Genomic DNA, 24,047 nt, shown 5'->3' on the forward strand with positions numbered 1-24,047 from the left:
TAGCAAGTAGATAAAAAAAGATAATTATGAAAATCGCAGTAACATCAGCAAGTGGAAAATTAGGGGAAGCAATCATTAAGCAACTCATCAAAGAAATTGGCAAAGAAAATGTAATCGGAATAGCGCGAACACCATCTAAGGCCGCACATCTTGGTGTTGAAATACGTGAAGGCGATTATAACAATAGAGAACATTTTAATAACGCGCTCCAAGGTGTCGATGCGGTGCTCTTAGTTTCGGGAATGGATGAGCCTCAGAAAAGAATCCAGCAACATCGAAATGTGATCGAAGCAGCTAAGCAAAACAACGTAAAGAAGATCGTTTATACCAGCATCATCGGAGATGAAACGGGAACTGCATTCAGTCCTATCGTTCAAAGTAATAGACAAACTGAAAAAGATATTCAAGCCTCCGGTCTGGTATGGGCGATAGGTAGAAATGGCATTTACATCGAGCCAGATCTTGAATACATTGACACTTATATAAAAGAAGGTGGCATAAGCAATTGTGCTGGAGATGGGAAGTGTGGATATACGAGCAGACCAGAGTTAGGATACGCATATGCTCAGATCTTGGTCAATGAAAAGCTGAGTGGAGAAGTATATAACCTTGCAGGCGAAGCAATTACACAATCGGAATTAGCTGACTTCATCAATCAAGCTTACCAAACAAATTTGACTTACACCTCGGTTTCTGTGGAAGATTATAAGAAAGAGCGAGTTGCAGCTTTGGGTGATTTTATAGGTACAGTAATCGCAGGAATCTATGAAGGAATCCAGAAAGGAGCGAATAATGTAAAGTCAGATTTTACAAGGGTTGCAGGTAGAGCTCATCAGGATCCGCTAGAAATGATTCAAAACTTTAAAACAGAGAAAGCTTAGGAAGCCATCACTTTTAATTTATAACTAGAAAAAACTTTTCAATCATGAATCGATTAAAAAATTGGAACATAAAAGGCAGATTTTTTCAAAGGAAAAACTATATCAAAATCTGTGTGCTTATGTTAGGAGCTGTATTTATTCAGTCGTGTGAGCAAGCCAAAGAAGTAAATAATAATAAAGTAAATATAGAACAAGGAGAACATCCGAACATTACGAAGTTAAAACAGCAAAGCGCTGAATTTACACCTGATATTATAAAGCTAAATGAAAATGTATATGTGGCTGTCGGATACGATGGTTCTAATGCGTCCATGGTTATAGGTGATGAAGGTGTAGTCATAGTGGATGCTTTGCGTGCACTTGGCGCTGCTGAGAATGTAGCTGGTAAATTCCGAGAAATTTCGGACAAACCTGTGAAAGCCGTAGTATATACGCATGGTCATGCTGATCATACAGGAGGCGCTACTGCTTTCATCGGAGAAAGCAAAGATGTCAAAGTGATTGCGCGTGAAGGTTTTAAAGAAGAATTGCAGGAAAATTCACCAGTAGAAGCAATATTGAAAATTCGAAATGGAAGACAATTTGGTCGAGGACTCAAGGCCGAAGATGTTATTAACAGAGGTGTAGGTCCGGGTATAACGTCGTCAGATCGAGTAGGGGAAGGATATATTAAACCGAACACTACGTTCCAAGGAGAATTGAAAATCAACCTTGCTGGAATCGACTTCGAACTTTATGCAGCAGATGGAGAAACGAACGATGAATTATTTGTGTGGATTCCAGGTTTCGAAACTTTATTTACGGGTGATAATTATTATAAATCCTTCCCTAATTTATACGCCATTCGTGGCTCACAATACAGAGATGTGAAATCATGGGGCGAGTCTATACAGAAAATGGCGAGCTTTCCTGTAGCGTATCTCGTTCCAGGACATACGAGACCACTTTCAGGGAAGGATGAGGTCCATGAAAATCTGACTAATTATTCGGATGCGATCTTAAGTGTATTCGATCAAACGATCGATGCCATGAACAAAGGGTATAGCCTTCAGCAAACGGTAGATAGCGTTAGGTTATCTGATGATCTTATTCATCAACCCAACTTGCAAGAGTTTTATGGATCGGTTCCATGGGGTGTACGTTCGATCTATCTACATTATGTAGGATGGTTCGATGGGAATCCTAGTAATCTGAATCCACTTTCTGGTTCTGAAGAGGCTAGACGGATTATAGAATTAGCGGGTGGTGAACAAGCCATGTATAAGCAGTTGAATGATGCCATAGCAACAGGGGATTATCAATGGGGATTACAATTAGCAGACTACCTCATGCAAACTGATTATCAGAAACAAAGTGTAATCAATTCAAAAATAACATTGCTCAGAGCATTAGCATCACAGCAGATAAACGCTCCAGCTAGAAATTATTATTTATCATACGCCTATGAATTAGAAAACTCGAGTAAAGGGTAAACTCACAGAAGTTTCTAAAGGGTGTTTAAAGTTGTAGGTTAAAGCATTTCTATTTATTTGCCTCGCAATATAGATAGAATGCTACCTATTACTTCTAAAATCATTTTCTTGTCCTAAGATTTTCCTTCGTCTAGGTATTTCGCTTTATAATCCATTAATATGGGTAGCTAATTTAAATTTGCGCATCTTTGACTTAACATTGAATTAGATGTTATAGCAACTGAATATTAATTTACATGAGTAAAAATATATTAATTGTCAATGGGCACCCTGATAAGGAAAGTTACAACTTCGCCTTAGCAGAAGCTTATAAAAATGGTGCTTCCTCGACCGATGCTGTTGTTAAGGAAATCGTTATTAGGGACCTTGAATTCAATCCAAATCTGGCATTCGGATACCGTAAAAGAACTGAACTAGAACCTGATTTATTAGAGGCACAAGAGAAGCTGAAGTGGGCGGATCACATCGTGTGGATATATCCAGTCTGGTGGGGTTCTGTTCCAGCGATCATGAAAGGATTTTTTGATCGAGTGTTATTGCCTGGGTTTGCATTTAAGAAAAGAGAAGGTTCGCTTTGGTGGGACAAATTACTTCCAGGAAAATCAAGCAGAATCATCTGCACCTTAGATCAGCCACCGCTATTCTACAAATATATAAATGGAGGACCCACTCATTTTGCGGTGAGAAAAATGACTTTGAATTTTATTGGTATCAAAAAGGTTAATATAACGAGTATCGGTCCATTAAGGTTATCGAGTGATAAATTTAGGGCTGGATGGATTCAAAAAATAGAAAATTTAGGTAAATCTTTGAAATGAAGTATATAATATTAGGAATTGCAGCTGTTGTTGGATTTGCAACATTGTTATCATTTACAAAAAAGCACTTTAGGAAGAGTAAGGAAAATGTGGTTCTGGATTTTCTAAAAAATAATCCAGAGTTATCATCTATAAAACTGAAACGGAATGGTGAAGTTGTTGTAGATAGAAACTCGAATAGCATGATGCCATTAGCCAGTACAGTAAAGATGATTATCGCGGTGGAATATGCTGAACAAGCTGCTCAAGGATTAATCGATCCTGACGAAATTGTTACCATTGATCAATTAGACAATTACTATGTAAAATATACAGATGGAGGTGCGCATATGGCTTGGTTTAAATCACTGAAAAATCTGCTTACAGAAGACGGGGTTCCATTGAAAGAAGTAGCTAAGGGTATGATTACATTCAGCTCGAATGCTAATGCAGAGTACTTGCTTGATAAATTAGGTGTTTCGAATGTCAATAAAAGGCTAGAAACATTAGGAATGAAAGACCATTCTGAAATCTACTACTTCGTTTCTTCCTTATTTATTGGGAAAGAAGGCTTTTCGGATATTCGTGGCACAAAGCGAGAAGAAGCCTTAAAGGCATTAAGCGATGAAGAATACATCGAATTCGCGAATATCGTACATGAAAAATTGAAGACGGATGTAGCATACAAAAATGATGTCGGTGACCTCGGAATGAATATTCAGAAAGTGTGGTCGGATCGATTGCCTGCATCTACCACTTCTGCTTATGTAGATCTATTGGAAAAATTAAATTCGAGGACTTACTTTTCTCCAGAAGTTCATGGTTACTTGAGTGAAGTCCTAGAATCATTAATGGATAATCCGGCTAATCAGAAATGGTTAGAACACTCTGGTATGAAAGGTGGTTCGACAGCTTTTGTACTAACGAAAGCTATTTATGCAACCGATAAAAATGGAAATTCTACAGAATTGGCTTATTTCTTTAATAACCTAGGTATACAGGATAATTCATCTTTGCAGAGAGCGATGAACAACTTCGAACTTGAGATACTAACCAACGAGGAATTTTTTCAGGAGGTGGTTGCAGCGCTTTCAGAATAAGTATAAATCAACAAGAAAGTGCTCAAAAATTGACCTTCTAAGAAAAATAAATGATATAAAACAATATATTACTGTTTATAAACTTTATAATCACATATGAAAAAAGCGATCGGATTTCTTCTATTATTCACCATTTTTAGTTTCAAACCAGTAGAACCAAGTTTGAAATTGGCCCTAGTGAAATATAATGGGGGAGGGGACTGGTATGCGAATCCAACGGCCTTGACGAATTTGGCTAATTTCTGTAACCAGACCTTAGGAACTAATTTTGATCCAGATTATGCGACGGTGGATGTTGGGAGTATAGATATTTACAATTTTCCTTTCTTACACATGACGGGCCATGGGAATGTTGTGTTTTCAGATAGTGAGGCCGAGAATCTAAGAAATTATTTGATTTCTGGTGGTTTTTTGCACATCGATGATAACTACGGAATGGATAAGTTTTTGAGACCTTCGATGAAGAAGGTGTTTCCAGAACTGGAGTTTGTCGAGTTGCCATTTAGCCATGAGATTTACAATCAGCAATATACATTTAAGTCTGGTCCTCCTAAGATTCATAAACATGACGATGATCCTGCACAAGGATTTGGTTTGCTATGGGAAGGACGAGTTGTCTGCTTCTATACATTTCAGAGTGATATCGGAGATGGCTGGGAAGATGAAGAAGTACACAAAGATCCAGTGGAATTAAGACTTAAGGCACTTCAGATGGGTGCGAATATTATACAGTATGCCTTTTCTTTTTAAACTTTCTTTTTAGGTCAATGTTTCTATAGTATGGAAAATAAAACATTAAAATTAGATATTGTTTCTGATGTTGCTTGTCCTTGGTGTTATGTAGGCAAGAAGAATATAGAGACAGCGTTAGAGAACTTAGACGGTTACGATATAGAAGTGAATTGGAGACCTTTTCAGCTGGATCCATCGATTCCTGAAACGGGATTAGATAGAGATGCTTATTTCAAAGCAAAATTTGGTACAGATGGGCGTTCTAATGGGATGTTAGATCGGCTAGAGGAAAAAGGTAGAGAGGTTGGAATTAATTTCGACTGGATGAAGAAAATTCCGAATACGCTGCGTCTTCATAATTTATTACATGAAGCAACGAAGGAAGGTTTTGCGAATGACTTAAAAGAAGCGTTTTTCGAGGCCTATTTTGAAAAGGTGATCGATATGACGGATGAAAACGAGATTCTTAAGATTACGGCGAAATTTGGATGGGATGCAACAAAGAGTAAGCAAATCATGAATGATGAGTCGATTACTTCAGAAGTAAAGCGTTCGATCCAAGAAGTTCAGCAACGCGGAGTAAGTGGTGTTCCATTTTTTATATTGAATAACCAATACGGTATAAGCGGCGCACAGCCACCAGAAGCTTTGGTCCAATGGATAAAAGGTGCAGGAGAAAAAATTCAAGAAGAAGCAAATTCTTGTGCAGTGGACGATCCTAATTGTTAACTTAGTTGTATGGCTAAATACAATATCAATGATCCAACAGACTTAGACATCCTCAGAGCTCAGTTTGACATTATTTCTGGAAATGAGTGATGAAAGAACGTTGCGCAGCAATTTTCACAGCGTGAAAATAGTGAGAGAACCGAAAGCAAACCTTTCGGATGGGATGCAAGGAGGATTATACTAAAGACGATAGCGCAAATTGCTCGGCTATTTTACAGATGTGTTAGCATTATAATTGTTAACTTAGTATTATGGCTGAATACGACATCAATGATCCAACAGACTTAGACATCCTCAGAGCTCAGTTTGACATTATTTCTGGAAATGAGTGGGACGATTATATCGAATTAGCGGAAGCTCGTGAAATCGGTTATAAGAATATTAATATACTGAAAAGTGCCAGCAGGAAATCAGGGATGTCTAAGTACTTGAGTCCTAAAGTATTGCTTTGGGTCTCTAATTTAATAGAAGATCTAGATAGTGATGAAGAGGAGTAAAGTAGTTAGCTAGGAACTTAATAGGAGCCCCGCAGAAAATGTGGGACAGGCTTTGGACTTCAGTCCGAGAAATAAAGATCGAATGAATTAACCAAATTTTAATCCAGCAATAAATTCCTTCCGCTTCTAATGTATTTCTTAATGTTTAACCAGAAAGCAGTAACAAGATAAATTAAGATTGGAGAACCTAATGTTGCGAAGCTTAAGTAGATGAAATACAGCCGTACACGTGCCGTTCTAACTCCCATTTTATCAGCGAGATAACTGCAAACTCCAAATACGGAGCGTTCAACTGTAGTTTTAAAAAAATCCATCATAAGTACAAAGTTATAACTAATTTATATAAAAAAAATTATAAATGCACGTTTGGGCTCTACAAACTAGATAGAAATGTATCACTTGGAGGAGAAATATTCACTTTAGTATTGAAGATTGAATTTGATTCATTTTTATAATGAATGATTAATTCTACATTGTATTCGCCATCTTTTTTGTAGACATGGTTAATGACTTGTGCATTGCTTCTAATCACATCTCCATCCCCGAAATTCACCTCATAATGGGCTTTAGGATTATAATTAGATATCGCAAATTCAATGGATTTTTCAGCTCTGAAATCTCCTTGTATACTTAAGAAAGGATCTAGCTTGCCAAAAAAAGATTTCGACTTTGCTACTTTTGGAATGTTAATTGTAGATAATTGATTTGTTGCAGGAGTACTCGGAGGAGCGGCTCTATTAAAAATAGCCATAGTGCCTGCGCAGCCTATAATACCTACAATTAAGAGAAGAAAGAATTCTTTTTTCTTAATATTAATATTGACCCGCTCGAACAATTCAGTTACGGGGTCAACCGTATTTTGTCGATTCATGCTAATGGGATACGTTAAAAAAAATCGGTTAATTCGACTAAAATCGGTATCGAATCAATTATAAAGGTAATAGATAGTATTCTTAATTAAAAGGAAAAAAATATATATAAATATTAAAATATGTTATCCTTTCTCCGTCCTTAGTTTCTATCCTTTTCTCGCAATTTTTATTTTTCTGATCTTCAATGATAGCCGACACTGTCGCCATTTCATTGACCTGTAATAAATTTTTATTTATCCGCTATCGCTTGAACTTACTTATGATTACTTGTAAATATATGTTAAATATAAATTTGTATTTGATGGTGCTTTATGTACCAATAATGGGTTGAAAATGACTGATTTTAATCTTCAAGGTAACCTTCTCCTTCTTATTGATATATGATTGCGAAATCACTAAATCAATAAAATGAAACTATATTTAATCATTTGCTTTTTAGCGTTGTTCTTGCAACCTATTCAAGCAACAGACCCAATCAAAAAGAAGCGCATCTACGTGGAGTTTGACCTTTCATATCAATACTATATTCATTACAATCAGATTGCTTTTCAGAAGAAAGGTATTGGCCTTGGTGGAGGAGCAATTATCGGGCATTCAGCGATTCCTGTATTCCTAGAATATTTTTATCAGTCACCTTTAACATTTGCCTACAGAAATAATGAACTCAAAGAATCTTACCAAGAATTAGGACTAAGAATTAGCCTGAATAATCTTTCGTACCTTATTCCATACGGTGTTGATCCATATATAGGCGCTGGTTTAGTTCATAAAATTTCTGAATTTAAACAGTATAGCATTGACCTAGAAAATCCGAATGATCTGCTTAGTTCTGCGAGCCAAACTTCCATGAATTACAAACTTACTGGTGGAATAAAATTTGGAAGCCGGAATGTAATCATCGGTCTCCAGTACGATTACCTGCCATCCAGGTTTACCATTCCTGATCCGGAAAATCAGGGTCTAAGCATTTACAACTCTCAGCATATTTTCACGATGCGTGCTGGAATAAGATTAAGTCCAACCTTTCAGCGGAACAAAGTGAGATGCCCCAGCTTAAATAAGAAACAAAAACGAACATTAGCCTTTTAAATAAAACTGAAAATGAGAAATACAATATTAATAATAGCCTTGATTTTGATGAATGCTAGCTGTTCCAAGCAAGGATTAGAAACGATAAAAGAACTCAATAAAGAAGCCATTGAATCGCTATTTGATAGTGGCGATATCATTCCCAGACCAGAAGCATTTTACGAAGAGTCAGACAATGGATTCTCCGAAGACAAAGCCGGAAATGGTCATAAGTTCCTATGCAATGGCAAAAAAGTGAAAGAGACCGTTGTGATAGAAAACTTAACATTGAATGCGTTCGATGATGCTGCTGCTACGAATACGGCATCATTGTATCCTGGCTCGATCATTAAAATTAAAGATTACATGGAGCAAAATGACTTAAGTGGAATTGGTGGAATTAAGAGAGCATCGATTCAGGTTTCCAGTGACTTAGGAGATATCAGAGAAGTTGCGGATCCATCGCAACGAGGAAATGTTGACAAAGCCATTAAGGAAATGGAAGATGCTGCAGGAAGTTTTTCAGCAAACATCAAGTCCGAAGCAGTGGAAGCTTATTCACTAGAACAAAGCATGGTCCATGTGGGTCTTGACTACAAGTATCTAGGAAATAGTGTGAAAAGTAGGTTCGATTTCGAGTCAACGGTCGAGAAACATTCTTTTGTAGTTAAGTTTTATCAAATATATCACACGGCAAGCATTGGGAATCCTGCTACTCCAGCTGATTTATTTCATGCAGATGTAGATCCAGATAAGTTAAGTGAAATCACAGCCACTCAAGGACCGCTTGGATTAATTACGGAAGTTGCTTACGGTAGAATGTTGATAGGGATTTTTACTTACGAAGGCGCAGAATACAATACGAGCGCAGAGATAGAAGGAAAGTTTCGGTCTGGCTTTTCGAAAGTGGATGGAGAAATTTCTACAGAAATCAAGAACTTCTTTTCTAATTCGACCTTCACGGTTGCCATTCTTGGCGGCGATGCGCAAGAAGCGAGTAAGGTATCAGGTTCGGGGCTGGGAATGGAATCTATTCAAGCTACTTTTCAATGGATGAAAGATGGAGGAAATGACCCATCGTTAGGCGTTCCGATCCAATACAAAATTAGACAATTGAGTGATCCGTCTTATCCATTATTAGCGATTGCGGGTGCGGTAGAATATGATGTTCCGGATTGTAGTAAGATTCCTAATCACCTGATCATTACTGAGACGGAAGTGACTTCATTTCCTGCCTTAGAGGATAACAATACAGAATGGGATGATATCGCCATTGGCTCGGCTGTGAATCCAGATATTATTCAGTATTACCAGCGCTATGCAGATGACGAATGGGACTGGATCGGAAAATTCGATGATCAGAAATGGCAAGATGTTCAGACATCAGATCTACCTAAATCCCTCGATGTCAATATTCCTGTAAGAGAAGAGCATTTCCGAAACCAACACGTTGTTCAGTTTTACGATGCTGATATCGGTGGACTACATGAAATGGGTGAAATTTATTTCAATTTTTCAGCTTACTTGAAATCTATTAGTAATCCAGAAAACGAAAATGCATATCCAGAATTCATAGAAATTAATGAAGGTGCGTTTACGGCGAAACTGCACTTAGAATGGTCCACCAGATGATTCGATGAAGTTTTTCCTGAATTTCTGAAATGATTTCATGGTCTGACATGCAGTCAGGCTATGAATATCATGGGTTGCAAGTTCGGTTCAGCGATCCCTTTATGGCAATTTTGAAAGTTTAAATAATGCTTTTTTATCGAAGCTGATGTTTATGTTGCTATTGATTAGTAGGCTCGATGGTCTAAGTTAATTCTATGAAGTTATTTCCCAAGATAACGGGCTTTACTTTCCAACATAAAACATTAGTCGTGAATAACTGCTGGTAAAATATAATCTTCCATCATCTTTCTTACTTGCGAATGCGCTTGTGGTAATCTATATGCCTTGGAAGTGATGACAATCACAAAGGGAATATCCTTGAAAATATAGATCTTGTTGCCTCCAGTTCCAGTGCAATAGGATGCTTCATAAGATTTGCCATCAATGAAGAAAGTTTTATTCCAGAACTGGTATCCATAATAATCGTCTTCATTCCTCGGAATCTTCACTTGTTTAGATATACTTTTTTCGACCCAAGCCTTGCTTATAATCTGTTGTCCATTCCAATTACCTTCTTGTTTATAGAGTTGCCCTAATTTCGCAAAATCCAAGGCGTTCATTTGAATGCCACCTGCCGTGTTGGCTACTTTTTGTGGTGTATATTGCCACTGGTAATCTTGAATGCCTAAAGGTTCGAAGAAATTTACTTCTGCATATTTTTCAAGACCACCAGGAACAGATTGGTGAATAATATCTCCAAGGACGACTGATCCCGCCGTAAAATACTTCCATGTTCTTTGTTCTACCATCGGCTGATCTAAAGCAAATTTTACCCAATTTTTCGTTGGATACATATATTCTTCATTGCCTGGTGAATCTAAGTTGCCATCATCTCCCTCGAAGCCTGAAGACATGGTTAGTAGATCTTTGATGGTGACATCATCTTTATCGCTAGAATAGTTCTTGAATTTCTTTAAATCGTAAAAATCACCAAGTTTTTGATCTTCATTTTTGATATGACCTTCATCTATGGCAATACCCATAATGGCTGACATAAAAGACTTTCCGACAGATCGAGTGTTGTGCTTTGTATTTCTATAAGTATCGTTAAAATATTCTTCAAGCAATAATTTTCCATCTTTAATCACAACAATGCTAGTGATGTCCTTGAAAATTTTACTTGCTATTCTTTTATTTAGAGCTTCGATTTTTTCCTCATTGTATTTGTCAGTTGATAGTGGCCATCCGCTGCCATCTTCGATTGCTTGAATTTGTATCAAGTTTTCATCAACATCTATTTCCATCTCATCTGAATACAAGGTGACTTCTCCTTGAGCTATGACATCACCAACTTTAATTTTATCAATTTCAATGTAGGGTCTCACTTCCAATTTTAACTTGTGTTCACCGCTGTTTAGCAAGTCTTGACCACCATTTTGGAATGCAAACCTCTGCCACATATATGGAGCCCAATGATCCATGCTTTCTTTGATCTTAAATGGAATTCTATAGACCGTGCCTGAGTTTTTATACCAAGGAGATCCAGCATTAACATTGAGATTTTCCGTATAAATCAAATTATTGTTTACATAAAAAGCAATCTGAAAATTACCACTCTTAGCTAATTTTTCTACAGATTGTCCTGGCTCAAGCTCATTTAGATAGGCCGTTAATGTTTTTGAAAGAAACATTCTTGCATTAAGCTCATGACTTTCTCCAAATGGTATTCTAGATTTAATATCCTCGTCCGAATAATTTTCGAAAGGAATAGGTGTCGTCATAAAAGTGATTTCACCTATGTGATTTTTGTGCATTTCATTTAAAATCTCACCTTCACTTAAAACTAGTTTTTTAGAAGCGCACGAATATAAATATGCGAATACAGAAATGACAAATAAAATTCTAAGGCCCATCTTTTTTTCTTCAAATGTCTGCATTTATTGACGTTTATACGTTCCATTTTACATAATGACACCTATTTTTACGAAGTTATTAGATTTTATTTGCAAACCTATGAAATCACAATTCAAACGAAGTGATATATAATCGGTAAATTTCTATCTAATACAATGTCCGATCACCTGATGACAAGCCATTTCCAATTTCTAAAACATATTTTTATATTTTGGTTATGAAGTTTAAGCACCAAAATAGCTTTTAATGAAGAGCGGCGAACACCGCTTAATAGTTTGCAGTTCCCTCATAGTGTATAGGCACTGCATTATTCATATTAGGCAGCCCAAAAGTGGAGGTTCCATTACCGCCATACCTCGTACCCAGTATTGAAAACAAGGCATTGTGTGAAGAAATGGCTAAAGTTTGTCCATTGCAAAATTCCCACCCATCTGGTGCATAGTTTCCTGCAAACATTTTTATTTCTCCTACCAATGTCACATTATACTGTGCCCCTCCTGAAGCACTTGGAAATGTGCCTCCCACCGCTATTATGTATTTAACTGGCACTGCGTGTTCAATTTTGTTTCCCACTGGACCTCCGGACACGTTGTTATGAAACTTAATAGCAGAGGTCATGACTGAATCTTGAACATTCACCTTTCCATTAAAGTACCCCGCCCAGTCATTCGCTCCAGATCCAGGATAATCACCATAAATGGAATAATTACTTGCACCATTTTGAGCAGCACCATATACACCATAATTAGAGCTTGTATTGTTCGAAATGGCATTCCCTCCTACTCCATATGCAGTCCAATTTGGCCCAAAAGCCTCACCTCTAATACCTTGAAAATTTCCCTTCCCGCTTACTCCTGTTCCATATCTATTATCCACAATATTCTCCCCATAAACACCTGGTTCAAAAGTAGATGTTCCAATCGGATATTTTATAATGCCCTTAACTGCAGGATTATTTGAATCAACACTATAAACTTCCAGATTAGCATTCATCCTTAGGTACTCGTTATCGAATTCTCCGTAGATCAATGCCTCACTACTCGAGGCACCAGAATTATCTATGTAAAGTTTGTTGCTTCCTGTACCTGTTTCTAATAATCCAGCCTTATACCCGATAAATACATTATTACTCCCCCTACTATTCAGTCCAGCTTGAGCTCCAATAGCCACATTCTCGATACCCGTTTGGCCGCTAAACAATGCCAAATGACCAATTGCAACGTTACGACTGCCTTCTGTGTTTTGCTGCAGAGAAGAATGACCAAGTGAAGTATTATAAGAACCCATAGAATTTCCATGCAGTGTTCCTGGCCCTATAGCCACATTGCCGAGTCCGCTGGTATTATTTAACATTGACTGAACACCTATCGAAATATTTTCTGTGCCAGTATTGTTTGTTGGAGTACTGCTTCCTTTCAATGCTTCATAGCCTATAGCGATATTCCTTCCTTCTGATAAAGTAGAAGTATTATCAGCATTTTCCATTGCATAATTTCCAATGGCTATATTTTTTGATTTGCCAACATTATAAAACATAGAATTTACCCCTATTGCAATGTTATCATTTCCACTGACATTTTGTTGCAGAGCCCCATAACCCAATCCTGCGTTTCGGAATCCAATCTGATTAGAAGATAACGCTTGCGCACCTAGTGCAAGATTATAATATCCAGACGAATTACTATTTAATGCACTTCTTCCAAAAGCAGAATTTCCAAATCCCACTGTATTAAATGCAAAAGAAAAATTACCCACAGCCGTATTATAGTAGCCCTCACTCCCCGATGAATGATTAATGTTTATTCCGGTGTTTTGACCAAAAAATAAATTGTCACTGCCACTACCTGATGATAGGATATTGTATCTTAAATCCCCTATATTATTGGTAACCAATTCAACTTTGTCATTTCCCTCTAACGCAATTTTGACCTTGTCTTGAGCATTAAGCAGAGTAGCAAATAATATTAAGGTAATAGCCAGACATAAATTTGATAATTTCATTGGAAAGTGTTTTAAGGTAAAAAAAACTAAATTTAGCGATAAAATTTAGCGCTACCTATAACCCTATAGGGTGAGTTTTTTAATAAAATAACGTGAATAATCGCAGAATCAAATTTGGATAACAATTCCAATTCTAATTTACATTTGGTTTCGTTTTATATCTGTTACACGCTGGAGCTTTCATTTTTGAATTGCATTGGCGTTTTCCCCGTCATATTCTTAAAAACGCGGTTGAAAGTGGTCTTAGAACTAAATCCACATCCAAAGGAAATGCCGAGTAAGGTGATGTGTTCAAATTTTGGATCGTGAAGTCTGCTTATCACAGCATCAACTCTATATTGGTTCACAAAATCTGTAAAATTCTTCCCTAGACCACTGTTAATTAACATGGAGAGATGATTAGGATGGAGGTCCAGCTCACTTGCTAGTTTCCGCAAAGTCATATCGGGATCTAAAAAATATTGATTCCTTTCCATCTCCTGCTCAAGCCAAGCAGCTTCTTCACTTAAATCCTCTTCATTTTCTTCTGAGGCTATTGGAGAAATGTCTTTCGTTTCTGCAAAGATAACTTCGGGTTTTAAGAAAGCTTCAGCACTGATCCAGATGGTGATGACACTTAGTAGGATATAGATCGGATAATAATCTCCTATAGATAATTGGAAATCATAAAATATATAGTCGATAAATGTATAAGGTACGAGCGCAAACCATAAGATTCCGAAAATGATAATGAGTCGATACAACCATCTCAGATCGTATTGCTTTTCATTGCTGAATACGTCCTTGCTTAGGGCATGGTGTTTTCTTATTGCTTTCAATGCTAAAACACAATAGGTAATAATAGAAATGATGGTAAACAATTGGATGATGGGAATGAAATTTAGGAAACTCGAGGTATTCGTTGGATTAATTCCTAATCTTAATGATTCATTCGCGATTAAAAAATGCACAATGATTTCTAAAGTAAGTGGTGCGAAATGGAGAAATGTTTTTTTGCTAAATGGATAAGCGGGATGAATGAGTTTTCGTGTGTAAAGATAGAATAATGGACCAATGGCCAAGGAAAGGTTTAGGGGAATCAGACATAGCATCGGGAAATGATTGTATAACTTGAAATCAACAATTAATACCCAGATATTCCACAGCACAATGATCAACATCAAGAATCCGAGTAACCTATTTGCTTTCTGATTTATTCGCTTCGCAAAAATCAATAGCATCGCAAAGGTTAATCCGATAAATACGGAAGCTAAGATGGTAAGGTTGGAAACATTGACCTGGATTTCAAACATCAGCGTTTAATAAATTCGTAAACTGAGTTCATATATTTTTCTTCTCCCATCTTAAACGGTGTATCGCCATGATCTCCATTGCTAACAGGAACAGCAATCTTGTATTCACTATTATGATTATTATAAATGGCTTCCCCATGAGTAGTGTAATTGAGAAAGTTATCCATTTCACCATGAATCCAATATAAGTCTTGTTTTACTTTTTTTATTTCTTCAATGTTATCAGCGAAGAGGTCTGCGAAAAAACTCGATGGCATAGACAAGCCCGATCCATTAGACGACATGGTGCTGATACTTCCAATAGGAGCTTCAAGCATGAGCTTGTGTGGCGCCATTGCTTGAGGTGTTGCTGTCAAGTAAACGGATGGAATCGAACCTAAGCTGTAGCCATACATGATCATTCGATCTTCTGTTAATCCTCGATCTTTTAACCATTGAATGCAGCTATTAACATCTGATAATAAGCTGGATTCAGATGGCTCTCCAGTAGACAATCCGAATCCTCGATAATCCATCATGAGTACGCCATATCTACTTTTTCCTCCAGCATGATATAAGAGTTGTGCTCGAGGGTAATAGACATCCATTTGATAACTATTTCCATGATTATATATAATAACGGTATCTGAATCGATGGTTTCCAGATCACCTAAATAGACAGCATGGATGGTTTCGACTTGGCCTTCGTGGTCAGATTCAAGTGTGAAATAATGAAATTCACCATCTTTAATATAGTAGTTCTTTTCTGGGTCAAAGTAGGAATTGTCAGGATTCTCGTCCCATAGGTATTCGGTAATGCTTGTGTCCGGATTAAACAATAAAGGACCTAGATCTAAGCATCCTGAAAAAGCTAAAAACATTGACATAAAAAAGAAATAATACACTATTCTCATCCGCCGAATCTTTTTTGAATAGATAAATAAATTCCATGTGCCCCTTTCTTTCCACTTCTTGCATACTGTACGACATGGCCCCGATTGCTGGTATATGGAGCTAAGTTTTTATATTCAAAGGTAACTTCCCATTTGTTTAACTTTAAGGTTTCTCCTAGATAAAACGCTGGTGTCCACGGTTTGTACGTCGAGTTATCAGGAACGCCATTTTTGAATGGATCTATCCAGTTTTCCATGCCACAGTAGAATCTCCCATATTTGTCATCCCAGAATAAATTTCCAGCAAGATTAGGATAAACTCTAGCGTTGTATTCTCGAAAATCAAACATCCCGTTCAAAGTCCCATTCACAGAGATGCCTGGAATACTTCCAGCAGAATTGATAATGAGATAACTTGCGCCTGCATCCAACTGTAAAGTTTTATAGGCTAGGCTAGTCGTGTGCAGACCACCATGAATGGTTAATCGATCTGTTTTTCCGTAACCGGCGTATAAGGAGCTAAATGGAACGGGCAACTTTGTGCCAAAGAGATCGATCAATGGACCTCCAGCATTTGCACCTATCGCCCATTCATTTTTTTCTAGGGGTTTGACAAATCTGGCTGGTGTACAGTCCGTCAGACAAGCAATCATGATCATCAGAAAAAAGTATGGAAGGGTTTTAGTCATATTATTTTATAAAACGGAAACTTTGTTTGTAATGTTACGTTATATTTGATCAAAAGATAGAATAAAAATGGCAGAAAATAAACCAGCTAACAATCAAGTAAATATAGATTTACCAGAAGATATTGCAGAAGGCACGTATGCGAATCTTGCAATTATCTCTCATTCGCATTCAGAATTTGTAGTAGATTTCGTAAGACTCGTTCCGAATGTTCCTAAGGCAAAAGTGAAATCTAGAATAATCATTACGCCAGAACATGCGAAAAGATTAATGAAGGCGCTTTCGGATAATATCGATAAGTACGAAAAACAATTTGGTACGATAGGGGAGACGGCTTCTAAAGAGGTGTATCCGCCGATGAATTTTACTCCTACAGCACAAGCATAGTGAATCACTAGCCTTAATTAATAAGGCAAGGTGATATGATGAGTTAGATACAGGAACTCTTTCTAGGTGACTTACTCATGTGCTATTAAGAATAAATGCTAATTTAAAATTTCTAATTAGGAAGTATCAAATTAGCTATCAAGTTACTATTTTTGTGAAAATCAATTTATGCTGAACGAAAATCTAGATGCAAGTGGTGAAGGTCTAAATTCTGAAGAGCAGAATTATGAAAAGAGCATTCGGCCAGCAGTCTTGTCTGATTTCAAAGGTCAGAAGAAAATTGTCAATAATCTAGAAATTTTCATTCAAGCTGCAAAGCAAAGGAATGAGGCACTAGATCATGTTTTGCTTCATGGGCCTCCTGGATTAGGGAAAACAACCTTGTCACATATTATCTCTACGGAAATGGGAACTGCTCTCAAGATGACTTCAGGACCTGTTTTGGAAAAACCAGGAGATCTTGCTGGGTTACTGACGAATCTGGAAGAAGGTGATGTGTTGTTTATTGATGAAATTCACAGACTAAATAATATCGTAGAGGAATATTTGTATTCTGCAATGGAAGATTATCGGATCGATATTATGATTGATTCGGGGCCGAATGCAAGATCTGTTCAACTAAACTTAGAACCATTCACCTTAATCGGTGCAACGACCAGAATGGGATTGCTTACAGCACCTATGAGGGCGCGATTTGGGATCAATTTTTTACTCGATTATTACGATATTCAGACACTTCAGGGAATCATCGAAAGAAGTGCTGGAATTCTAAATATTCCGATTACTTCTGAAGGTTCGTTCGAAATTTCTAAACGTAGCCGTGGAACTCCGAGAATAGCGAACGCTTTGCTACGAAGAATTCGAGATTTCGCACAGATTAAAGGAAATGGAACGATAGACATCGAAATTTCTAAGATGGGACTCGATGCCTTAAATGTGGATGATAGCGGGCTGGATGAAATGGATAATCGGATTATAGATACCATCATTAATAAGTTCAAAGGTGGGCCAGTCGGTATTAGTACGATTGCAACTGCAGTAGGAGAGGAGTCCGGAACGATAGAAGAAGTGCATGAACCTTTTCTAATCATGGAGGGCTATATACAGCGAACTCCAAGAGGCCGAGAAGCTACATTAAAAGCTTACCAGCATTTAGGTGTTGTCGCTCCTAATAAAAACAATACTTTATTTTAGGCCACAACGTTGATTAACATTTGTTTCTCTGGGGTATTTATGCATTAAAAACTAGTGAAATAAATATGATATAGTAACTATATCATGGTGTGGCAATGGGTAGTTGTACCATATTTACCACTAATTTTTATGCTTTCAAGTTGCACGAATAACATGCAATTTTTGATCTTCATCTTATATGAAAATCTTATCTTATCTGCTAAATAAATAGCAGTATTAATGTTAGAATGACTCCGACTAAAGTGAATACCATCCCTTTTTTGAACACGGATGTCGAAGGCATAAACATCCAAAAAGAGGAAACCACAAAAAAGAAAAGTGATAACCCGAAAAAGATGTTTAAAAAAAACAAAGGTTGTGATGACTTTGCTTTATGAAGGTGTGTCATTTTTCCAAGCACATATGGTAATTCTTTCTTTATAAGTTTGACATTTCCACTTGACTTATCGTATGTTCCACCTTTAAAAGTTACATGATCGCCGTCTGTTTTCTCCACTTTGAAGTTTCGAATTTTCAGAGTTTTTCCTAGCGTACTGTTATCTAAGTTCGCCGCAATCGTTGTATTCGTTTCGATATTCTTCTTTAAGAAATCTGTATCTCTAAAAATTAAAACCATTCCACTTAAAGAATATACTGCCATTATTCCCGCGAGAAAAAATCCCAGATATCTGTGGATTGATCTCATTGTGTTCGATACCTTTCTGCTCATAAATCGCTATAATATTCTATCTTTTCTTATCTTCTTCGTGATCCTGAATATTGCATGGCTTCGCCTTTGCCGAATCCATAACTAAAACCTAATGAAATAAATCTCCCTCGTTGTTGTCTACTATACACGGAAAATCCTACTTGCTCTGTGAAATTTTCACGAATTCGCGATGCGAATACGTCCCTGACACTTAAGTTGATAACAGCTTTTCCTTTCATTAATTTATATCGTAATCCCATATCTGCGAACAGATTATCAGATACGACGCCTTGAACAGTTTCCTCCTTTGATTGATATTGGCCAATAACTTCTACGTCGAAACTTTTATTAACCTTATATTTTGTGGTCAACTTAGTAGACCATTGATCTGCTTGATAATTAAAATCTGATTCTTCGAATCGCCCTTCTCTTGTGAAGGTGAAATAGTTTGCATCACCATTCAATGTTATTATTTTCGAAACATCATATTTGAAATTAAATTCTAGTCCCGTCGACTTTCTAGTTCCAATATTGTACGGTTTAGAAGTGTTTACATTATTTTCGAATGATGAAAAATATTCAACAACGTCTGTTGTATTCCTTCTGTAAGCCGTTAAGTTTAATGATGCTTTTTCCAAGATGATGATACCACCCACTTCGTAGGAATCAGAAAATTCAGGAAGTAGATTTGGATTTCCAGTTCTTACATTGAAATTGTTTCTGATATTGAAAAATGGATTCAGACTCCATAAAGATGGTCTGAAGATTCTTCTAGAATATCCAGCTTGCATAGAAATGCCTTCCGTTATTTTATAGGAAGTATGCAATGATGGAAAGAAATTAGTGAAATTTCTATCATTGGTAACATTGGTGTTAACAAGTAAGGTTTTCAAGTCTGTATTTTCTGCTCTTAGCCCTAATTTCACACCCCACTTCTGACCTTCATATGATCCAGTTCCATATACGCCCAGAACTTTTTGATCATAGTTAAACACATTCGTTAATCCAGCATCTTGAACAAATTTTCCGTCTTCTTCATTACTTACACTGTAATCATTACTTACATTATTGATCAAATACTGCGACCCTGCTTCTAACGTCCATTTTTCATTGAACGGTTTAGTGTAATCTAAGTTGAAGGTGTATTTTCCTTCGTTAAATGTGGTGGACGTGAGCTGATCATTAAAATCATCATCATCACCAAAGATCACTGTATTTTTGAACTCTGAGGACTGAGCTTTTCCAAAGTAACTACCGATAGCACTAAATAATAGCATGTGGTCTTTATCATCTTTGAAATCACTTTTATATTGTAATTCGTATTGAAGTTTAGGGTTGAGCGCTGAAGTAACTTCCTCTCGCTTCCATTGCTGAATTAGTGTTCCAGCATCATCTACCAATGAATAATTTGTTTCCGAAGGTTGATCTTCTATTTCATAAGCATAACTTCCTGAGATCGTCATGACATTTCTTGGGTTGAAATAGTAGTCTGCGCCTAGAATAAAGTTATAGAAGTTCTCATTTCTAAATTCGTCACCCATTGAAGATAAGGTAGTATTTGTCTGGAAGTTCTTGTTTATATTTTCTACAGCGTTTGGCAGGATTTTATACCCAGCTCCGATCTGAGTGAACAGATTCATTTTCTCTGTTCTTTTATTCAAGCTTAATCCTAGACTATGATTTTGTGGGAATCCTGTATTAAGTGACACCGAACCATTAAGACCTTTCTTTTCGTTTTTCTTCAGTACGATATTGATGATTCCAGCTGTTCCTTCCGCTTCATATTTTGCAGATGGATTCGTAATCACCTCTACTTTTTCAATCATGTCCGCGGTAATCGTACCTAGCGCATTTCCTTGTTCGTTCGTAAGAATAGACGGTTTTCCGTTGATTAAAATTTGAACACCGCTACTTCCTCTTAAGGTTACAGATCCTTCTATATTAACATTGACAGATGGAACATTATTCAAGACCTCTAGAGCGCTTGCCCCAGTACTTGAAAGATCTTGCCCTACATTAAAAACTCGCTTGTCTAACTTGAATTCGGTTTGAGATTTTTCAGCTCGTACAACCACTTCATCTAATGCTTGAGCATTCTGACCTAATTTAATTATACCAACATTCGCAATGTTGTTGTTAAATGTGATCTCAGTAATTGATGTTGTTTCATATCCTAGAAAGCTGACTTCTATATATACATTTTTGGATTTAACATCTACGCTGAACTTTCCTAAGTTTTCAGTAGTTACACCGGTAATCATTTCTTTAGAGTCATTATCCATGATCATTACGGTAGCATAATCGATGGGATCTTCACTTATACCGTCCACGACTCTTCCTGAAATTGTATAGGTAGATGTTTGAGCAGTCAGTTGACTCGAGAAAAGCATTAGAACAATAAATACCTTAAAGACGGCTTTCATTTCTACAATTTTTCCAAAGATGTATTAACCTTACTTTTTAAACAAATCTTTTCTCTAAACGACAATTTTGTTCCCTCAAACAACCAAAATTTATGAAATCTAAAAAATATAGTCGTTTACATGATTATTTCTGCAGTTTAAAGATGGGTTGTAAATTTTAGAAGCGATTCCTTTATCTTAGTCTTAGATACGCATGATAAGCCTTTTATTTTCAATGAAAAAAAGCAAGGAACAATGAAAAAGATCACCAAAACAGACATCAATCAGGAAGTATATGATTTATATGATGAGTATGCTCATAACAAGATAGATAGAAGGGATTTTATGGAGAAATTATCCATGTATGCTATAGGAGGGTTAACAATTCCATCTATTTTGAATCACATTATGCCTAATTATGAAGCTAATATTCAAATACCAGCGGATGATCCACGATTAGATTCAGATTATATCATTTACCATTCAGAAAAAGGTGGTGGAGAAATCAGAGGCTTATTATCTATGCCAGCAGCGACAGAAGGGAAATTGCCTGGAGTAATTGTTGTTCATGAAAATAGAGGCCTGAATCCATATATAGAAGATGTAGGAAGACGTGCAGCGGTAGCTGGTTTTATATCTATCGCTCCTGATGCACTCTGGCCTTTAGGTGGATATCCTGGGAATGATGACGAAGGAAGAACGATGCAGAGAAAGCGAGATAAGAATGAAATGCTTGAAGACTTTATAGCTGCATTCGAGTATTTAAAGAATCATCCTAACTGTGATGGGAATATCGGAGTTGTTGGATTCTGTTTCGGAGGCTGGATTTCTAATATGATGGCTGTGAAGGTTTCAGAGCTGAAGGCAGCAGTACCCTTTTACGGTGGTAAGCCGCCATTAGAGGAGGTTAGTCAAATCAATGCTCCATTACTATTACATTTTGGTGAGCTGGATACTCGTGTGAATGAAGGGTGGCCTTCCTATGAAGCAGCATTAAAAGAAAACAATAAAAAATATACTGCTTACATATATGAAGGTGCGAATCATGGTTTTCACAATGATACAACTGGCAGATATGATGAGGAAGATGCCAAGTTAGCATGGGAAAGAACGATTGAGTTTTTCAAAGAAAATCTAGTATAGTAGTATTAGAAATAGAGGGATGAAAATAAATTTAGCAAAGAAGGAGGTGTTGTTTCAAGTTGTGCTCAACTTGATCATTTTTGTGTTTTACGCATTTGATAATGGGAGTGTTGGAGTCGAACCTTATCGGTATGGTTATTTTCTAAACTATGCCCTAGCAGCATTAATTATTAACTATGTGGCGTTGCCTAGATTTTATCGAAATAAGAATGTTTACCAGTTTATCGGAATCATTGTTTTTAGTTTGATTTTTGCGGTGCTTATTGAAGAGTTGGTGCTAGAGCAGATTTACTTTCCTAAAAGAGGATTGAAATTTATGGGATTCTATGCGTTCTTAGACATTATTCCTATTGTTACGATTCTCTCTGGATTTAAATTTGGATATGATGCATTGCATAAACAAAGGGAAGTAGAGGAATTAAAAGATTATGTAAGGCAGAGTGAGCTTCAATTTTTAAAGTCCCAAATCAACCCACATTTTCTCTTTAATAACTTGAATAATCTCTACGCATATGCGCTCGAAGGTTCAGAGAAGACACCAGATATTATACTAGAACTTTCTGGCTTGCTGAGGTATATGCTTTATGAATGTCAAGATGAATTTGTATCGCTTCGAAAAGAGGTTGATCAGCTTGAAAATTTCATTAATCTTAATGAGCTTCAGATCGAAGATAGAGGTCGAGTGAAATTTACAAAGTCTGATAATTTAGACCAGTATATGATTGCTCCATTAATAATGACGGTATTTGTTGAGAATGCATTTAAGCACAGTCTCAGTAGTCTTTCAGAAAACATTGACATAGAAATAAATCTAAGCGTTACGGATGAAGGATTACTTAATTTCGTATGTTCCAATAATTACCATGAAATAACGAATAATGATAGTCTTTCGAATGGAATTGGGCTGGATAATGTGAAAAAAAGGTTAGCGTTGATATACCCAGATAGCCATAAACTAACGATTAAGAATATTGACCATAAATATACGGTAGCTTTAACCATAGAGCTCAGTGAAAAAACTAATAAATGAAGTGTATCATAGTGGAGGATCAGCCACCAGCGCAAAGAATTTTGAAAAAGTATATTGCGGATTATGGGATGATAGAATTAGTAGGGACGTTTGCTGATGCCTTGCAGGCTATTGAGTTTTTAAAGAGTAACACCGTTGATCTTATTTTCCTAGATATACACTTACCTAAGCTGTCAGGGATCGATTTTCTAAAAACCATTCAGAACCCTCCATCTATTATTATGACCACTGCCTTTCCTGATTTTGCTTTAGAAAGTTACGATTTTGACGTGGTTGATTATTTATTAAAACCCTTTTCATTCCCGAGGTTCGTGAAAGCGGTTTCGAAAGTTAGTGATGCAAGGAACACATCAAATACGGAGCATAATGACAGCTTGTTCATCAAGTCTGGCCATGAGTACATTAAAGTACTTATTAGCGATATTGAGTTCATAAAATCGGATAGTGACTATACTGAAATAACCTATAATGGTACCCGCTTACTATCTTCGGAGTCCTTAAAGTTTTGGGAAAAGGAACTAGTAAGTCATGATTTTTTGCGCGTACACAAGTCTTATCTTATTAATATCAATAAGATCAAAAAAGTAACATCTTCTACTGTGCTCATTAGTGATCACAATGAAATACCTATCGGTAGAGCATTTAAAGAAGCATTTTCAGAACGGGTCCTTAAGTAAT

The 24,047-nt window shown here is 36.7% G+C and carries 22 protein-coding genes and 1 pseudogene; 14 read left to right on the plus strand and 9 right to left on the minus strand.

Annotated features, from left to right (window positions below; translation table 11 throughout):
• Window positions 1–26 precede the first annotated feature (26 nt).
• The 7 genes from L2586_RS15750 to L2586_RS15780 all read left to right on the plus strand — a co-directional run bounded on the left by L2586_RS15750 (window position 27) and on the right by L2586_RS15780 (window position 6,208).
• Window positions 27–881, plus strand: a complete 855-nt coding sequence (locus tag L2586_RS15750) for an SDR family oxidoreductase (RefSeq protein WP_235293887.1) — start codon at window positions 27–29, stop codon at window positions 879–881.
• Between the two features lie 44 nt (window positions 882–925).
• The gene (locus tag L2586_RS15755) at window positions 926–2,353 is read left to right on the plus strand and encodes an alkyl/aryl-sulfatase (protein ID WP_235293888.1); all 1,428 of its coding nucleotides are present in this window, start codon (window positions 926–928) and stop codon (window positions 2,351–2,353) included.
• A gap of 236 nt (window positions 2,354–2,589) precedes the next feature.
• Entirely contained in the window at window positions 2,590–3,171 is a 582-nt protein-coding gene (locus tag L2586_RS15760; RefSeq protein WP_235293889.1) for an NAD(P)H-dependent oxidoreductase, read from the plus strand.
• Entirely contained in the window at window positions 3,168–4,250 is a 1,083-nt protein-coding gene (locus L2586_RS15765; RefSeq protein WP_235293890.1) for a serine hydrolase, read from the plus strand. Before L2586_RS15760 ends, L2586_RS15765 begins: the two co-directional genes overlap by 4 nt.
• A gap of 96 nt (window positions 4,251–4,346) precedes the next feature.
• On the plus strand, window positions 4,347–5,000 hold the full coding sequence (locus L2586_RS15770; RefSeq protein ID WP_235293891.1) for a DUF4159 domain-containing protein: 654 nt from the start codon (window positions 4,347–4,349) through the stop codon (window positions 4,998–5,000).
• Window positions 5,001–5,030: 30 nt separating this feature from the next.
• Window positions 5,031–5,711, plus strand: a complete 681-nt coding sequence (locus tag L2586_RS15775; RefSeq protein WP_235293892.1) for a DsbA family oxidoreductase — start codon at window positions 5,031–5,033, stop codon at window positions 5,709–5,711.
• A 251-nt stretch (window positions 5,712–5,962) separates the two neighbouring features.
• Window positions 5,963–6,208 carry a hypothetical protein gene (locus L2586_RS15780; protein ID WP_235293893.1) on the plus strand — a complete coding sequence of 82 codons (246 nt, stop codon included), beginning with the start codon at window positions 5,963–5,965 and terminating at the stop codon, window positions 6,206–6,208.
• A gap of 98 nt (window positions 6,209–6,306) precedes the next feature.
• On the opposite strand, the gene L2586_RS15785 is transcribed toward L2586_RS15780, so the two are convergent.
• Both L2586_RS15785 and L2586_RS15790 read right to left on the minus strand, forming a co-directional pair.
• Window positions 6,307–6,525, minus strand: coding sequence for a PspC domain-containing protein (locus tag L2586_RS15785; protein ID WP_235293894.1), 219 nt, complete (start codon window positions 6,523–6,525; stop codon window positions 6,307–6,309).
• Window positions 6,526–6,581: 56 nt separating this feature from the next.
• Window positions 6,582–7,079, minus strand: a complete 498-nt coding sequence (locus L2586_RS15790; protein ID WP_235293895.1) for a PKD domain-containing protein — start codon at window positions 7,077–7,079, stop codon at window positions 6,582–6,584.
• Window positions 7,080–7,488: 409 nt separating this feature from the next.
• On the opposite strand from L2586_RS15790, the gene L2586_RS15795 reads away from it, so the two are divergent.
• A complete protein-coding gene (locus tag L2586_RS15795) occupies window positions 7,489–8,169 on the plus strand; it encodes an outer membrane protein (RefSeq protein WP_235293896.1) in 681 nt (226 codons plus the stop codon).
• A 12-nt stretch (window positions 8,170–8,181) separates the two neighbouring features.
• A complete protein-coding gene (locus L2586_RS15800) occupies window positions 8,182–9,780 on the plus strand; it encodes a thiol-activated cytolysin family protein (RefSeq protein ID WP_235293897.1) in 1,599 nt (532 codons plus the stop codon).
• 242 nt (window positions 9,781–10,022) lie between these two features.
• On the opposite strand, the gene L2586_RS15805 is transcribed toward L2586_RS15800, so the two are convergent.
• The 5 genes and pseudogenes from L2586_RS15805 to L2586_RS15825 all read right to left on the minus strand — a co-directional run bounded on the left by L2586_RS15805 (window position 10,023) and on the right by L2586_RS15825 (window position 16,527).
• Window positions 10,023–11,696 (minus strand): serine hydrolase domain-containing protein, encoded by a 1,674-nt coding sequence (locus tag L2586_RS15805; protein ID WP_235293898.1) that lies wholly within the window; start codon window positions 11,694–11,696, stop codon window positions 10,023–10,025.
• Between the two features lie 247 nt (window positions 11,697–11,943).
• A pseudogene (locus tag L2586_RS24855) lies at window positions 11,944–12,129 on the minus strand (phage tail protein); the annotation flags it as partial.
• Between the two features lie 1,709 nt (window positions 12,130–13,838).
• Window positions 13,839–14,966, minus strand: coding sequence for a helix-turn-helix domain-containing protein (locus tag L2586_RS15815; protein WP_235293900.1), 1,128 nt, complete (start codon window positions 14,964–14,966; stop codon window positions 13,839–13,841).
• Entirely contained in the window at window positions 14,966–15,832 is an 867-nt protein-coding gene (locus L2586_RS15820; protein WP_235293901.1) for an alpha/beta hydrolase, read from the minus strand. The genes L2586_RS15815 and L2586_RS15820 overlap by 1 nt, the downstream gene beginning before the upstream one ends.
• A 23-nt stretch (window positions 15,833–15,855) precedes the next feature.
• Window positions 15,856–16,527 (minus strand): hypothetical protein, encoded by a 672-nt coding sequence (locus tag L2586_RS15825; RefSeq protein WP_235293902.1) that lies wholly within the window; start codon window positions 16,525–16,527, stop codon window positions 15,856–15,858.
• A 67-nt stretch (window positions 16,528–16,594) separates the two neighbouring features.
• Between L2586_RS15825 and L2586_RS15830 the strand changes: the two genes are divergently transcribed.
• Both L2586_RS15830 and ruvB read left to right on the plus strand, forming a co-directional pair.
• Entirely contained in the window at window positions 16,595–16,912 is a 318-nt protein-coding gene (locus tag L2586_RS15830) for a DUF3467 domain-containing protein (RefSeq protein ID WP_235293903.1), read from the plus strand.
• A 168-nt stretch (window positions 16,913–17,080) separates the two neighbouring features.
• Window positions 17,081–18,106 carry a Holliday junction branch migration DNA helicase RuvB gene (ruvB, locus tag L2586_RS15835; RefSeq protein WP_235293904.1) on the plus strand — a complete coding sequence of 342 codons (1,026 nt, stop codon included), beginning with the start codon at window positions 17,081–17,083 and terminating at the stop codon, window positions 18,104–18,106.
• Window positions 18,107–18,305: 199 nt separating this feature from the next.
• Here the strand turns inward: ruvB and L2586_RS15840 are convergent, their stop codons facing one another.
• Window positions 18,306–18,791: a hypothetical protein gene (locus L2586_RS15840; protein WP_235293905.1), complete on the minus strand. Its 486-nt coding sequence runs from the start codon at window positions 18,789–18,791 to the stop codon at window positions 18,306–18,308.
• 50 nt (window positions 18,792–18,841) lie between these two features.
• Complete coding sequence (locus L2586_RS15845) at window positions 18,842–21,217, minus strand: TonB-dependent receptor domain-containing protein (protein ID WP_235293906.1); 2,376 nt, start codon at window positions 21,215–21,217, stop codon at window positions 18,842–18,844.
• Window positions 21,218–21,451: 234 nt separating this feature from the next.
• Between L2586_RS15845 and L2586_RS15850 the strand changes: the two genes are divergently transcribed.
• Genes L2586_RS15850 through L2586_RS15860 form a run of 3 tightly spaced genes read left to right on the plus strand, consistent with a single transcriptional unit; the run spans window position 21,452 to window position 24,046 of the window.
• Window positions 21,452–22,339 carry a dienelactone hydrolase family protein gene (locus tag L2586_RS15850; RefSeq protein ID WP_235293907.1) on the plus strand — a complete coding sequence of 296 codons (888 nt, stop codon included), beginning with the start codon at window positions 21,452–21,454 and terminating at the stop codon, window positions 22,337–22,339.
• Window positions 22,340–22,358: 19 nt separating this feature from the next.
• Entirely contained in the window at window positions 22,359–23,369 is a 1,011-nt protein-coding gene (locus L2586_RS15855; RefSeq protein ID WP_235293908.1) for a sensor histidine kinase, read from the plus strand.
• Window positions 23,366–24,046 carry a LytR/AlgR family response regulator transcription factor gene (locus tag L2586_RS15860; protein WP_235293909.1) on the plus strand — a complete coding sequence of 227 codons (681 nt, stop codon included), beginning with the start codon at window positions 23,366–23,368 and terminating at the stop codon, window positions 24,044–24,046. The genes L2586_RS15855 and L2586_RS15860 overlap by 4 nt, the downstream gene beginning before the upstream one ends.
• Window position 24,047 lies beyond the last annotated feature (1 nt).

The sequence above is a fragment of the Portibacter lacus genome, assembly GCF_021533215.1.
GTDB classification, from domain to species: Bacteria; Bacteroidota; Bacteroidia; order Chitinophagales; family Saprospiraceae; genus Portibacter; species Portibacter lacus.

Bases quoted from the DNA above. Each gene is read 5' to 3' on its own strand.
- L2586_RS15860 (WP_235293909.1), top strand. From the start codon at position 23,366: ATGAAGTGTATCATAGTGGAGGATCAGCCACCAGCGCAAAGAATTTTG.
- L2586_RS15815 (WP_235293900.1), bottom strand. From the start codon at position 14,966: ATGTTTGAAATCCAGGTCAATGTTTCCAACCTTACCATCTTAGCTTCC.
- L2586_RS15795 (WP_235293896.1), top strand. From the start codon at position 7,489: ATGAAACTATATTTAATCATTTGCTTTTTAGCGTTGTTCTTGCAACCT.
- L2586_RS15780 (WP_235293893.1), top strand. From the start codon at position 5,963: ATGGCTGAATACGACATCAATGATCCAACAGACTTAGACATCCTCAGA.
- L2586_RS15830 (WP_235293903.1), top strand. From the start codon at position 16,595: ATGGCAGAAAATAAACCAGCTAACAATCAAGTAAATATAGATTTACCA.
- L2586_RS15785 (WP_235293894.1), bottom strand. From the start codon at position 6,525: ATGATGGATTTTTTTAAAACTACAGTTGAACGCTCCGTATTTGGAGTT.
- L2586_RS15755 (WP_235293888.1), top strand. From the start codon at position 926: ATGAATCGATTAAAAAATTGGAACATAAAAGGCAGATTTTTTCAAAGG.
- L2586_RS15855 (WP_235293908.1), top strand. From the start codon at position 22,359: ATGAAAATAAATTTAGCAAAGAAGGAGGTGTTGTTTCAAGTTGTGCTC.
- L2586_RS15750 (WP_235293887.1), top strand. From the start codon at position 27: ATGAAAATCGCAGTAACATCAGCAAGTGGAAAATTAGGGGAAGCAATC.
- L2586_RS15845 (WP_235293906.1), bottom strand. From the start codon at position 21,217: ATGAAAGCCGTCTTTAAGGTATTTATTGTTCTAATGCTTTTCTCGAGT.
- L2586_RS15800 (WP_235293897.1), top strand. From the start codon at position 8,182: ATGAGAAATACAATATTAATAATAGCCTTGATTTTGATGAATGCTAGC.
- L2586_RS15825 (WP_235293902.1), bottom strand. From the start codon at position 16,527: ATGACTAAAACCCTTCCATACTTTTTTCTGATGATCATGATTGCTTGT.
- L2586_RS15765 (WP_235293890.1), top strand. From the start codon at position 3,168: ATGAAGTATATAATATTAGGAATTGCAGCTGTTGTTGGATTTGCAACA.
- L2586_RS15850 (WP_235293907.1), top strand. From the start codon at position 21,452: ATGAAAAAGATCACCAAAACAGACATCAATCAGGAAGTATATGATTTA.
- L2586_RS15760 (WP_235293889.1), top strand. From the start codon at position 2,590: ATGAGTAAAAATATATTAATTGTCAATGGGCACCCTGATAAGGAAAGT.
- L2586_RS15840 (WP_235293905.1), bottom strand. From the start codon at position 18,791: ATGAGATCAATCCACAGATATCTGGGATTTTTTCTCGCGGGAATAATG.
- L2586_RS15770 (WP_235293891.1), top strand. From the start codon at position 4,347: ATGAAAAAAGCGATCGGATTTCTTCTATTATTCACCATTTTTAGTTTC.
- L2586_RS15820 (WP_235293901.1), bottom strand. From the start codon at position 15,832: ATGTCAATGTTTTTAGCTTTTTCAGGATGCTTAGATCTAGGTCCTTTA.
- L2586_RS15790 (WP_235293895.1), bottom strand. From the start codon at position 7,079: ATGAATCGACAAAATACGGTTGACCCCGTAACTGAATTGTTCGAGCGG.
- ruvB (WP_235293904.1), top strand. From the start codon at position 17,081: ATGCTGAACGAAAATCTAGATGCAAGTGGTGAAGGTCTAAATTCTGAA.
- L2586_RS15805 (WP_235293898.1), bottom strand. From the start codon at position 11,696: ATGCAGACATTTGAAGAAAAAAAGATGGGCCTTAGAATTTTATTTGTC.
- L2586_RS15775 (WP_235293892.1), top strand. From the start codon at position 5,031: ATGGAAAATAAAACATTAAAATTAGATATTGTTTCTGATGTTGCTTGT.